Consider the following 12,667-nt stretch of genomic DNA (forward strand, 5'->3'; position numbering starts at 1 on the left):
GAGAGATCCGATGACCACGAGAAGACGAGTTCTGGCGGCCGCGGCCGGGGCGATCGCCACGGTGAGCCTGCTCGCCGCGTGCGGGCAGGACGCGTCCGGCGGCGCGGACGATGGCGCCACCGGCACCGTCACCTACTTCACCTTCTCGGCCGCGCCCGACCACCTGAAGGACCTGGACGCGATCAAGGCCGAGTTCGAGAAGCAGAACCCGGGCATCACCGTGCAGGTGCAGACGGCCGCGTACGACGACTACTTCACCAAGCTGCAGACGGCGATCGCGGGCGGCACGGCGCCGGACACGTTCGAGCTCAACTACGAGAACTTCGTGACGTACGCCCGGGCCGGCGCGCTGCTGCCGCTCGACGAACCGGCCAAGGCCGACAAGGACTACGACGCGAACCGGCTCTACCCGAAGGCGCGGGAAGCCTTCCAGTTCAAGGGCAAGCTTTACGCGGTGCCCTCGACGTTCTCCGACGTGGTGCTCTTCTACAACAAGAAGCTCTTCGACGCGGCCGGCGTCGCGTACCCGACGGCGGACTGGACCTGGGCCGACGAGCGGGCGGCGGCGGAGAAGCTGACCGACAAGGCCAAGGGCATCTACGGCGACTACCAGCCGGTCACCTTCCACGAGTTCTACAAGGCGCTCGCGCAGAACGGCGGGTCGTTCCTCTCCGCGGACGGCAAGAAGGCGACCTTCAACGACGCCAAGGGCCTCGAGTCGGCGCAGTGGCTGTTGAGCAAGCCGGGCACCGTGCAGCCCACCGTGGCCGAGATCGGTGGCAAGGCCGACTACGACACCGCCCTGTTCACCAGCGGCAAGCTGGCCATGTGGCACAACGGGATCTGGCAGATCGCCAAGCTCGCGAGCACGCCCGGGCTGGACTTCGACATCGTCACCGAGCCGGGCAACACCAGCAAGGCGAACGCGGTCTTCATGAACGCCACGGCCGTGTCCGCGAAGACGAAGAAGGCCACCGCGGCCTGGAAGTGGGCCCGGTTCCTCGGCACCTCGCAGAAGGCCGTGGAGACCCGGCTCGCCTCCAACTGGGAACTGCCGGCGGTCAACGACCAGGCCGCGTTCGACACCTACCTGAAGCAGACGCCGCCGGCCAACCGTAAGGCCGTCTTCGACGCGCTGGCGGACATCGCGCTCCCGCCGGTGCTCGACGCCCAGCAGTCGAAGATGCAGGACATCGTCACCCAGGCACTGGAGAAGGCCGCATCCGGCCAGGCCAGCCCACAGGCGGCGCTGGACGAGGCGGCGGCCGCGGTGACCGCCCTCATCAAGTAGTGGGAACCAGCGGGGCGCGGCCGTTCCGCACTCGGCCGCGCCCCGCGCACGACCATACCGACACCTCCTGGAGGAACCCGTGCCCCTCGCCGCACGGTCCGACCTGCGTACGCTCGTCGAGTCCAGCCTCACCCTCATCGAGGCACACCAGCATCCGTCCGGCGCCTACCCGGCCAGCCCCGACTACCCCGTCTACCGCTACAGCTGGCTTCGCGACGGCGCCTTCATCGCCGACGCCATGAGCCGGGCCGGTCGGGCCGACAGCGCCGACAGTTTCCTCCGCTGGTGCGCCACGGTGATCGACGCCCGCGCCGGTGGGATCGCCGACCTCGTCGCCCGCGCCGAGCGCAGGGAGGACATCGGCGCCGACGAGATGCTGCCGACCCGTTACACACTGGACGGCGCCGACGGCGACGAGCCCTGGTGGAACTTCCAGCTCGACGGCTACGGCACCTGGCTGTGGATGCTCGTCGAGCACGCGGCACGGCACGGGCGGCCGCTCGCCGCCTACCGGCCGGCCGTGACCGCCACGGTCGACTACCTGATCGCGTTCGGCGACCGGCCCTGCTACGACTGGTGGGAGGAGCACGCGGAGCACCGGCACGTCGCGACGCTGGGCGCGGTGCTGGCCGGGCTGCGCGCGGTCGTCCCCGCCCGCGACGAGCACGGTGAGCCGCTGCTCGCCGCCGCTCGCGCTGCTGCCGCCGCCGCGAGGGTGAGCGAGTTCGAGGCCCTGGTCGCCGCCGAGGGCACCGCGGACGGGCACCTCACCAAGTGGTTGGGCGGCACCGCCGTCGACGGCAGCCTCCTGGCCTGCCTGACTCCCTTCGACGTGGTCGACCCCGGCAGCACGGTCGCCGAGCGCACCTACGAGGAGGTACGCGACCAGCTGCTGCGTGGTGGCGTCTACCGCTACCTCGGCGACACCTTCTACGGCGGCGGAGAGTGGCTGATCCTCACCGCCTGGCTGGGCTGGCACGAGGCGCGTACCGGCCGGACCGAGGCGGCCCGACAGCGGCTGGAGTGGATCGCCGCCCAGGCAACCCCCGAGGGCCACCTGCCCGAGCAGGTCAGCAGCCACACCCAGCGGCCCGAACACATCGCCGAGTGGACCGAGCGCTGGGGGCCCGTGGCCACGCCCCTGCTGTGGTCGCACGCCATGTTCGTCACGCTTGCCGTGGAGGTCGGACTGTGAGTGACGCCGTGATCAGCCATCGCCCCGTCGGGACCGGGCACCCCTATCGACACGACCTGGACCAGCGGGTTCCCGTCTATCCGCTGCGCGGTGAGGAGTACGAGATCCGGGTGCTCACCGACCCGGACGTGACCGAGGTCCGGGTCGAGTTCGGTGACGGCACGCAGGTGCCCGCCGAGCGTGTCGACCCGGCCACGGTGACCCTGGACTTCGGGGCGCCCGCCGCTCCGCCGACCGGCTCGACGGGTCACCTGGCTTCCGCCGCCGCGGCCACCCCGGACACCGGTGGCCGCACGGCGTGGATCGCCCGGGCGACGACGGACACGGATGACGCGTACACCGTCGTCGGCCGGACCTCGGCGGGCGGTGCGGTCCGGACGGCCGCCTTCCCGGTGCGGCCGCTGGTCTGGCAAGGTGCCGGCGGACGGCTGGAGGTGCGCGATCCCGGCGGCGCCGCCGTCCTGGACCCCGGCAGCGTCGAATGGCTGACCGGCAGCGACGGACCCCGGCGGGTACGCTTCGCGCTCCGGCTCGCCGAGGGTGCGCACGTGGTCGGATTCGGCGAGCGGTACCACGCGCTCGACCAGCGCGGCCACGTGCTCGACGCCACGGTGTTCGAGCAGTACAAGCGGCAGGGGCACCGCACCTACCTGCCGATGCCGTTCGCCGTGGTCGTCGGCGGCGGCTGGGGCTTCCACGTGGTGACCAGCCGACGTACCTGGTACGACGTCGGCGCCTCGCGGCCGGACCGGATCCTCGTCGAGGCCGAGGTCGACCCCGCGACGCCCGTGCTGCCATTGCACCTCTACACCGGCGAGCCGGCCGAGGTCGTGCGGACGTTCCTCACCGAGACCGGGCAGCCCCCGATCCCACCGGCCTGGGTGTTCCGGCCCTGGATGAGTGGGAACGAGTGGAACACCCAGACCCGGGTGCTCGCCGAGGTGCGTCGCAGCCTCGCCGAGGGCATTCCGGTCGGCGCGATCGTCATCGAGGCCTGGAGCGACGAGGCCACCTTCGTGGCCTTCCGCGACGCGCGCTACGAGGTGCACCCGGACGGCGCACCCCACCGCCTCGCCGACTTCGAGTTCCCCGCCGACGGGGCCTGGCCCGACCCGAAGGCGATGATCGACGAACTGCACGAGGCCGGTGTGAAGGTGCTGCTGTGGCAGATCCCGCTGATCCCCACCGACCGCGGCGACGACGGCCAGCTCGCCGCCGACCTCACCATCCTGGCCGAGCGCGGGTACGCCGTTCGCGAGGCGGACGGATCGCCGCACCGTAACCGGGGCTGGTGGTTCCCCGGGGCGTTGTTGCCCGACTGGACCAACCCGCAGGCCCGGCGTTGGTGGCTGGACAAGCGGCGCTACCTGGTCGAGGAGCTGGGCGTTGACGGCTTCAAGACCGACGGCGGCGAGCACCCGTGGGGTCACGATCTGCGGTACTTCGACGGATCACGCGGTGACCAGGGGAACAACCTGTTCCCGGTCCGCTACGCCGCCGCCTACCACGAGCTGATGCGGTCGGCGGGGACCGAGGGCGTCACGTTCAGCCGGGCCGGGTTCACCGGATCGGCAGCCTTCCCCGCGCACTGGGCGGGCGACGAGGACTCCACGTGGGAGGCCTACCGCGCCTCGATCACCGCCGGCCTGACCGCCGGTGTCGGCGGCATCTTCTTCTGGGGTTGGGACCTTGCCGGATTCTCCGGCGACATCCCCGACGCGGAGCTCTACCTGCGCTCGGCGGCGGCGGCCTGCTTCTCCCCGGTCATGCAGTACCACTCCGAGTTCAACCACCACCGTGAGCCCCTGGTGGACCGTACGCCCTGGAACATCGCGGCGCGAACTGGGGAACCGCGGGTGCTCGACGTCTTTCGGCGGTTCGCCCGGCTGCGCGAGGAACTCGTGCCGTACCTGGTGGAGCAGGCGCAACGGTCGGTCCAGACGGGCAAGCCCCTGATGCGGCCACTGTTCTTCGACCACCCGGACGACAAGCGGGTCTGGGACTGGCCGCAGCAGTGGCAGCTCGGCGACGACCTCCTGGTGGCTCCGGTCACCGAACCCGGTGCCCGCACATGGCCGGTATGGCTACCGCCGGGGGAGTGGGAGGACTTCTTCACCGGCGAGCGGCACACGGGTCCAGTCGAGCTGGACCGTCCGGCGCCGCTGGACGAAATCCCGGTCTACCGCCGGGTGGGGTGACGTCGAGTGCCGACAGAGAGAGTGCCTGCAGGAGGCAGCGCGTGACAGACAACCGAGCACGACCGTCCCCGGGGCTCGACCGGTTCATCCGGTTCGGCGCTCGGCTGCGCGACAACCTCGTGGCCCGAGCCGACGTCCAGGGACTCGTCTTCATGGGTTCGACCGCGGCGCGCGAACGGGTCGACGAGTGGAGTGACCACGACTTCGCCGTGGTCACGGTGGACGGTGCCGAGGAGCGGCTGCGTGGCGACCCGAGCTGGCTGCCCGATGCAGCCCACATCGCCCTCATTCTCCGAGAAGAACACGACGGCTTCAAGGTCGTCTACGACGACGGCCACCTGCTGGAGTTCGGCGTCACGTCGCTGGCCGGGCTTGAATCGTGGCACGCCAACGCCTACGAGGTGGTCCTGGACCGCGACGGGGTCGCCGAGGCCTTCGCCCGGGTGGCGGCCCGCCCGAAGCCTGGCCGGTCGGCCCGCGCCGATCGGGAGTTTGGCCTGTTCGTCGCGGTGCTGCTGGTGGGGGTGGGGCGGTGTCGTCGGGGTGAGGTGCTGGTCGCCAGCCAACTCGTCCGGACGGTCGCGGTCGGTCACCTACTTACCGCCTGGCGGTTGGCCCGGCCGGCCGGCGCCGGTCACCTACTGGACGACCTGGATCCGTTCCGGCGCTTCGAGCAGGTGTATCCCGCTGCCGGCCGGGCGATCGCCGACGCGCTGGAGCGCGATGTCGAGTCCGCCGCCCGTTCCCTGCTCGAGCTGGCCGAGAGCGAGTTCGACGAGGATCCCGGCTTTCCGCGGCGCGGGGTGACGGCGCTGCGCAACCGACTCGGCTGGGATCACTGACACCGACAGCGGTGGCTCGTAGCCCGCTCGCGGAGCTGGCGCGGCGCTCGGTGGGCACCGGCAAGCATCTGATGCGGCCAGCCTAGTCCTCCGCGTCTGCTGTCGCGCGGGGCGCGGATGGAAGACGCATGTTCCGTCGCCGGAACGTCGTCGCCCCGAGCACGACGCTCAGCAGGATGGCGGCGCCGAGGCCGAGCAGGAACGGCGGCGACAGCGACGACGAGTCACCGCCCCCACCGCGCCCGTCCCCGGCGGCGATGACGACCCGGTCGTCTTTGTCCTTCTTCTCCTCCGGGGCGACCAGGCGGCCGACGGAGGCGTCGGGAGGGAGGCCGAATCCCCAGTTGAGCAGGGCGGTCGCCTCGCCCAGGCTGCCCAGCGGCGCGGTCTCCGCGCCGAGCAGGGTCACGGCGAGCCGTCGTCCGTCGCGTTCGGCCACCCCGACGTACGTCTGCCGGGCCAGGTCGGTGAAGCCGGTCTTGCCCGCGAGCATCCCGGGGTAGCGGCCCAGGAGGGCGTTGTCGTTCGTGATCGCGAGGGTGCCGCGTCCCCGCTGTTCGGGGACCTGCGTCGCGCGGGTCGCCATGTACCTCCGGAAGTCCTCCCGCGCGAACGCCGCCCGGGTGATGAGCGCGAGGTCGTACGCGCTGGTGTACTGGCCGGGACCGTCCAGGCCGGACGGTGTCGCGGCGTGGGTCTGGTACGCCCGCAGCCGGCGCGCCTCGTCGTTCATCGCCTGCACCCCGCCGGGCCGTCCGGCGGCGCCCCCGCCGAGCCGGGCCAGTACGTTGGCCGCGTCGTTCCCGGATTCGAGGAGCAACCCCAACCACAGGTCCTGGACCGAGTACCGGCCGCCCGCGGCCACCCCCATCAGCGAGCTCTCCGGATCGAGGTCGCGCAGGTCCTCCCGCTTCACCTCGACCACCTCGGTCGGGTCGAGGCGGGGCATCAGGGCCGCGGCCAGCAGCAGTTTCTGCACGCTGGCCGGCGTCCGGTGCTCGTGGGGTCCGCAGCCACCCAGCACCCGGCCGCTGTCCAGGTCGGCCACCACCCAGGAGGTGGCGGTCACGGCCGGCGGCCTCGGCGCATCCCGGGGTGCGGCGAGCCCCGGGGTCGCCAGCCCCTCCCCGCCGATCGCCCGGTGGTTCGGGTCGACCGGCGGCGGTGACGGTGTGGCGGGCGGGCGCGCGGGTGGCTCCACAGTGGGGCAGGGTCGGTGCGGCGCGGCCACCGCCCGGGTCCGGGTCACGGCCGCGCCGACGGGCGACACGAGGAGGGCGCTCAACGTCACGGCGACGATGCGAAAAGGTGCCACGTCACGCACCGTAACGGCACCTGCGACCGGCCCGCTCCGATTGGAGAAAGCGCGAGGTTTGAACGGTACGGCGAGCCACGACCGGTTTGCGACCTATCGTCGGTCTCAACCGGGTGGGGGGATCTTCCGGCGCGGCGCCACGCCCAGGGCGGCGAGCCGCGCCAGGACCGTCTCGCTGGCCCGTTCGGCCAGTGCGGCGATCGTGAGCGACGGGTTGACGGTCAGCGCGGCCGGCACCGCCGAGGCGTCCGTGACGAACAGATCGGGATGGCCGCGTAGCACGTGGTCGGGGGTGAGCGCGGAGGTCGCCGGGTCGTCCCCGAGGCGGCAACTGCCCAGGGGATGGGCGGTGACCGCCCCGCCGACCTCCGCCGTCCACGGATGGACGGTCGCCAGGCCGCCCCCGAAGATGCGGCGGACGGTCGCGTCGGCGCGGGCCCACCCGTCACGGGTGGCGGCGGTGGGGGCGTACGAGAAGCCGCCCAGCCCCAGCCCGTTCGTGACCCGGGTGAACGACCCGGTCAGCGGCGGTACGCCGAAGGTGCCCTCGTTGTCGTCCTCGGTCATGGCGAGGACGGTCAGCCAGGACCGCCACCGGGAGCGCAGCTCCTTCTTCGCCACCCCGTACCACCCGGGCGCGCCCGCCAACAGGTTCGTCAGCGCCGGGAACGCGAGCTGCTGGAGACCGAACCGCTCGAACTCGGGCCGCCCGCCGTCCAGGTGGTCGTACGTCATCGCGGTGATCGCCCGTCCGATGTGATGGGCGTCGTACGCGCCGCCGGGACCGCGGCGCAGGTCGAGCAGATCGGCGACGGCGGCCTCGTAGACGTCGGCGACGGTGATCCGGTCCCCGTTGCCGGACAGGTACCGGCCGACCGCCGCGGGCACGCCGCCGAGCAGGGGAGCGGACCGCCGGAGCAGCACGGGCGTCCCCACCGCGCCCGCCGCCAGCACGACGACGCGCGCCTCCAGGCACCCGGTCGACCTGACGATCCGGTAGTCGTCCGGGTCCACCACCGTGTAGGTGACGCGGTACCGGTGACCGGGCGTGCTCGCCGGGGAGATGGTCTGCACCTCGTGCAGCGGCCGGACGTCCGCGCCGTGCGCCGTCGCCGCCGGGAGGTAGCTGAGCAGCATGGACCGTTTGGCGTCGACGTGGCAGCCGGACAACATCCAGTTGCAGTTCGTGCAGCGGGGCAGGTCGACCGCGAGGGGAACGGGATTGGCGGTGTGGCCGGTGTGCCGGCACGCGGCGGCGAAGACCCCGCCGGCGTAGGAGACATCCGGCCAGTCGGGCGTCGTCACGGGGAGCGCGGCCTCGACCCGGCGGTACCAGGGATCCAGCGTGGCGCGGCTGAGGGCGGCCGGCCACAGCCGCCGCCCCGTGCTGCCGGTCCGCTCGAAGGTGACCGTGGGGGCACGCAGCGAGGCGGCGAAGTAGACCACGCTCGACCCGCCGACGCAGTTGCCGGCGATGACGGTCAGGCCGTCGCCCTCGATGGCGTCGACGATCCGCCCGACGCTGCCGAGCTGCATGCTGTGCCGCACGTCGGCCGCCGAGACGTACGGCCCCCGTTCCAGCACGACGGTCCGGGCGCCGGCGGCGGCGGTGTAGTAGGCGGGGATGGCGCCGCCGAATCCGGAGCCGATCACCGCCACGTCGCAGCGTTCCGTCATCGCGGGTTCCCCTCGGGTGTGGTGTCGGGGTGCCGGTCGGCCAGCACCAGCCGGTAGGAGGACTCGGGGTGGCGCCAGAACCCGTCCGGATCGGGCGGCGGGAAGCGCAGCACCGCCAGCCCGGGGTGCCGGTCGCGGACGGCCTGCGCGGTGGGCAGGTGCGCCGCCGCGTCGAAGGCCAGGCCGGAGGCCAGCGCCAGCACGGCCCACAGGTCGCGGTCCGGGTCGTCGCGCTGGAAGAGGCGGGCCACCACGGCCGACCGGTGCCGGTACGACAACGCCACGAACGCGGGCAGCCGGGGCGTCGGCCAGCTGCCCTGGCTGAGCGCGTAGCCCCAGGCGCGGGCGTTGAGCAGGGCGGCGACGGCGGGGAGCAGCGGCCGCGCGCCGACGCGCGGATCGGTGAGCAGGGTCAGGAACCCGGCGTCGGCTCCGCCCGGCCCGGTGGCCACCCCGGCGACGGCCACGTCCCCGGGGAACCGCTTCGCACCGGGGATCAGGGTGTCGGTGAACGCGTCGAGGGTGTCCACGGTGGACGCGGGCAGGGCCGCCGCGGCCGGTGCCGCCCCGCCGATCAGGGGCAGCGCGGCACCGGCCAGCGCGGCGGTGAACAGCCGGCGGCGCTTCACGAGGTGCCGCACCAGGGGCTGTGGGGCAGCGTCACGGCGAGCCCGGTCTCGCCGGGGGACGCGCCGTACCGGGCCAGGGCGCGGGCCAGCTCCGGGTGGTCGTCGGCGAGGGCGGCGACCACGTCGCCGACGCCGGCGGTGCGCCCGGCGACGCGGAAGTTGGTCAACCGCAGGGCGGCGAGGCGGGCCCGGCGGTCGAACCAGTAGCTGCCGTCCCAGGCGACCATCGGGGTGGCTCCCCGGCTGCGCTGGACGCTCCAGTGGTCCTGCTGCCAGTACCGGCAGGTGGTGGCGGCGAGGGCGAACCGGGACGGCTCGGCCAGCAGGAAGCGCAGGGCTCCGCCGTTGTCGGCGGTGATGTCCCGCTTCTCGTACTCGACGCAGAGCGGGTCGGTGAACCACAGCCGGACCGGCGGCCACTCTCCCTCGCCGAAGCGGTGGACGACGCAGCCCGCGCCGAACGGCGGAGGCGTGTACCCGCCGACGGTGTCGCCGGCGGTGGGGGAGTGGACGGTGGCGGGCGGTGCGGTGCCGGCCCGGCCGACCCCGGGCGTGACGGCGAGCAGGACGGCGGCGCAGGCGAGGGTGGCGACGGTACGGCGCATGGGCGTTCGACCCCTTTCGGAAGACGGTGGGCGGGCGGCTGGCTCAGTGGCTCAGCCACCGTGGCCGAGCGGAGTGGTCGGCGTGGAGGGTGCGGCTCAGCGCAGACCGACCTCGGCGTGCGCCGTACCGTGCAGGCGCCACCGGCGCTCGGGTCGCCAGTCGCCGCCACCGGCGCGCGTCTCCAGCAGGATCTCGGCGTCGGCGCGCTCGGAGTTGTGGCAGACGCACCGCGACCCGTCCGGGTCGGTGTACGGCACGCTGAGCGTCCGGTCGGCGTGCTGCCGCACCGTCACCGACAGCCGCCGGTCCCCGTGCCGGCCGCGCACCCGCCACTCCGGAAGTGCGAGCACCCCGCGAAACCGCAGCGCGGCCAGCAGCGGGTCACCACCGGGCCAGTCCACGCCGTCGATCCGGAGCCGGACGAACGGCAGGACGGGCAGGTGCCGCCAGCCGCGGCGGCGGGCCACCGCGGCCACGATCTCCAGCACGTCGCCGCCGCCGAGGTCGGCGTGCAACCAGGACCAGCGGCGCGCCATGCCGTGCCCGAAGATGCGGCCGGTCGCACCGGGGGCGTCGGTCAGGCGTACGACACGGTCGCCGTAGCGCACCTCGCCGTGGTGCAGCGCCCTCGGCGCCGGCACGACCTGCGCCGCCGGAAGCAGCTCCCGGTGCCACGCCCAGCGCGGGAACGTGTAGATGGGACGGCCGCCGTCCCGCCAGGACACGTCCCACGAGACGTCGTCGACGTGCCCGGTGAACCGGTCGCGGGTCATCCGGACGTCGCCACTGGCGAAGACCGCGCCGTCGGGCCGCCACGGCGCACGCGGCAGGTGACGCAGCACCGGCCTTCCGTCCGGGGGGAACACCCCGACGAGCCCGTGCGCGTACGGGGTGGCGTCGTCGGTGGGGGCGACCAGTTCGTGGTGCAGCCAGACGCCGGTCCCGGTCGCCGGGTCGGTGATGGTCGTGTACCACACCTCCTTGCGGCCGGGCTGACCGCGCCACCGGGATGCCAGCAGGTCCTCCATGTCCCACACTCCTCGCGATCGGGATCGAGCGGGCGGTCGGCACGTGCGGTGGATGGCGACGCGGTCACCGGCCGAGCATCAGCTCCCGCGTCCGGGCCAGGTACTCCTCGGCGGCGGTCCGCGCGGCGTCCGGGGCGCCGGCGCAGACGGCGTCGACGAGCGGTGCCAGCCGGGCACCCGCCACCGCCGGGTCCGCGAACGGCGCCCGGAACAACGACCGCACCTCCAGGTAGGCCTTCAGCAGGGAATTGACGAGCAGCTCGTACACCCGGTTGCCGGCCGCCGCCGCGAGCATCCGGTGCACCTCGGCCTCGGCGAGCTGGGCGGCGTCGGCGTCCCGGGCGGCGGTCACGGCCGCCAGCTGCGCCCGCAGCGCGTCCGCCTGGTCGGCGCCGCGGTGCGCGGCGGCCCGCGCCGCGACGAGGGCGCCGACCTCCTGGCGTACCTCGAACACCTCGACCAGCCAGCGGCCGTCCGTGCCCTCGCCCAGCGCGTGCGTCAGCAGCATCGGCAGGAGGTCGGGACCGCCGTGGCGGCGGTAGTCCAGCACCACCGTGCCGACTCCGTGCCGGGTCTCCAGCAGCCCCGCCTGGGCGAGGCGCACGAGCGCGTGCTTGAGCGAGGTGCGGGTGACGCCGTACGACGCGGCCAGGTCGCGCTCCGGCGGGAGCCGGCTGCCGGCCGGGTACCGGCGAGCCAGCACGTCGTCGCGGATCCGGTTGACCAGGGCGTCGACGAGGCTGTCGTGGGCGATCCGGGTCGTGGTCACGGCGTCCGTCCTCGGATTGGATCAGTGGCTCATCCACTTCGGATGGACGATACTCTGCCATCGACGGCGACGGATGGCAACAGGTTCTCGGCCGCGGTGCGGGCGGAAGGGGTCGGACGACGCGGAGGGGCCCCGCCGTAGCGGGGCCCCTCCGGGTACGCCGTCCCGTCACTTCAGGAAGGGCAGCCTCCGCACGATGGGCAGCTTCTCCCAGGTGGCGCCGAGGCCGAGGGTCCGGCCGGCGCCGATGAGGGTGAGGCCGACCAGGACGGCGGCGAGGGTCAGGTGTTCGTCCAGGAACGGGTTGGTCTGTGGGGGCAGGGCGACCGACCACATCATGACGTAGAGGGTGGCGCCGGTGGCGGCGGCGATGCGCATGCCGATGCCGAGGGTGAGGGCCAGGCCGATGCCGAGCAGGCCGAGCAGGAAGGTCCAGTTGGCGAAGGCGGTGCCGGCGAGGTCGTGGTAGATGCCGGCAAAGGGTCCTTCGGCGCCGCTCAGGAAGCCTTTGGTGGGGTTGCCGCCGTTGAGCCAGGCCCGTTCGGTCGGGGTGGCGAAGCCGAGCCCGAACACCTTGTCGACGAACGCCCACAGGAACGTCCAGCCGAGGGCCAGCCGGACACCCGCGAACACGTACCGCGCGGCGGTGCCGGCGGTCGTCGTCCGCGTGTTGTCGATACCGACCGCCGGAGCGGTCACCTTCGGGATCTGCCGCTCGGCAATCGCGGTCATGGCGTCCACGTCCTCTCGTCCTCCGATGTGCCCCCGGTGGGCACACATCGATTCCACCGCGATCGACGGACGGTGGGCAGGGGCGCTGGTCCGCTTCCCGGTGTGCCACCGGTCCCGGCCCGGCCGGGACCTTCGGCCCCCGCCGGGCCGGGGGAACGCCGCCCGTCGTGGTGGTGCTTCCCACTGGCCTCCCGCCTCACGACAAGCGGACGATCCGCGGCCGTCGGGTGACGGAACTCGGGACCGCGGCGCCATCACCGTGGAAGGGTTCGGCAACCAGGCCGGAACCCGCTGTGACGATGATCGGGAACGGGACGTGCGGGCGGTCAAATCGGCTCCAATGCCCATACAATCCTGTGTCACCGGTCACAGTCGTGCGCCGGTG

General features: G+C 73.2%; 11 protein-coding genes. 4 read left to right on the forward strand and 7 right to left on the reverse strand.

Features of this window, described 5'->3' with window-relative positions:
- The first annotated feature begins 10 nt into the window (after positions 1-10).
- The 4 genes from GKC29_RS18720 (at position 11) to GKC29_RS18735 (ending at position 5,526) form a co-directional block, all read left to right on the forward strand.
- Positions 11-1,291 carry a sugar ABC transporter substrate-binding protein gene (locus GKC29_RS18720; protein ID WP_155332055.1) on the forward strand — a complete coding sequence of 427 codons (1,281 nt, stop codon included), beginning with the start codon at positions 11-13 and terminating at the stop codon, positions 1,289-1,291.
- Between the two features lie 79 nt (positions 1,292-1,370).
- Positions 1,371-2,486 carry a glycoside hydrolase family 15 protein gene (locus GKC29_RS18725; protein WP_230688704.1) on the forward strand — a complete coding sequence of 372 codons (1,116 nt, stop codon included), beginning with the start codon at positions 1,371-1,373 and terminating at the stop codon, positions 2,484-2,486.
- Positions 2,483-4,684 carry a TIM-barrel domain-containing protein gene (locus GKC29_RS18730; protein WP_230688705.1) on the forward strand — a complete coding sequence of 734 codons (2,202 nt, stop codon included), beginning with the start codon at positions 2,483-2,485 and terminating at the stop codon, positions 4,682-4,684. The genes GKC29_RS18725 and GKC29_RS18730 overlap by 4 nt, the downstream gene beginning before the upstream one ends.
- A gap of 41 nt (positions 4,685-4,725) precedes the next feature.
- Positions 4,726-5,526 carry a hypothetical protein gene (locus GKC29_RS18735; RefSeq protein ID WP_155332057.1) on the forward strand — a complete coding sequence of 267 codons (801 nt, stop codon included), beginning with the start codon at positions 4,726-4,728 and terminating at the stop codon, positions 5,524-5,526.
- Between the two features lie 82 nt (positions 5,527-5,608).
- Here GKC29_RS18735 and GKC29_RS18740 read toward each other — a convergent pair whose 3' ends face one another.
- From GKC29_RS18740 to GKC29_RS18770, 7 genes are all read right to left on the reverse strand, one after another.
- Positions 5,609-6,850 (reverse strand): D-alanyl-D-alanine carboxypeptidase family protein, encoded by a 1,242-nt coding sequence (locus GKC29_RS18740; RefSeq protein ID WP_196255653.1) that lies wholly within the window; start codon positions 6,848-6,850, stop codon positions 5,609-5,611.
- 96 nt (positions 6,851-6,946) lie between these two features.
- The gene (locus GKC29_RS18745; RefSeq protein WP_155332058.1) at positions 6,947-8,518 is read right to left on the reverse strand and encodes a GMC family oxidoreductase N-terminal domain-containing protein; all 1,572 of its coding nucleotides are present in this window, start codon (positions 8,516-8,518) and stop codon (positions 6,947-6,949) included.
- On the reverse strand, positions 8,515-9,159 hold the full coding sequence (locus tag GKC29_RS18750; protein WP_230688706.1) for a DUF5987 family protein: 645 nt from the start codon (positions 9,157-9,159) through the stop codon (positions 8,515-8,517). The genes GKC29_RS18745 and GKC29_RS18750 overlap by 4 nt, the downstream gene beginning before the upstream one ends.
- Positions 9,144-9,752, reverse strand: a complete 609-nt coding sequence (locus tag GKC29_RS18755; protein WP_155332059.1) for a hypothetical protein — start codon at positions 9,750-9,752, stop codon at positions 9,144-9,146. The genes GKC29_RS18750 and GKC29_RS18755 overlap by 16 nt, the downstream gene beginning before the upstream one ends.
- 96 nt (positions 9,753-9,848) lie before the next feature.
- Positions 9,849-10,781, reverse strand: a complete 933-nt coding sequence (locus tag GKC29_RS18760) for a hypothetical protein (protein ID WP_155332060.1) — start codon at positions 10,779-10,781, stop codon at positions 9,849-9,851.
- A 64-nt stretch (positions 10,782-10,845) separates the two neighbouring features.
- A complete protein-coding gene (locus GKC29_RS18765) occupies positions 10,846-11,550 on the reverse strand; it encodes a FadR/GntR family transcriptional regulator (protein ID WP_230688707.1) in 705 nt (234 codons plus the stop codon).
- 168 nt (positions 11,551-11,718) lie between these two features.
- The gene (locus GKC29_RS18770) at positions 11,719-12,282 is read right to left on the reverse strand and encodes a hypothetical protein (protein WP_155332061.1); all 564 of its coding nucleotides are present in this window, start codon (positions 12,280-12,282) and stop codon (positions 11,719-11,721) included.
- Positions 12,283-12,667: the final 385 nt, after the last annotated feature.

Source organism: Micromonospora sp. WMMC415 (genome assembly GCF_009707425.1).
In the GTDB taxonomy this organism is placed as follows: Bacteria; Actinomycetota; Actinomycetes; order Mycobacteriales; family Micromonosporaceae; genus Micromonospora.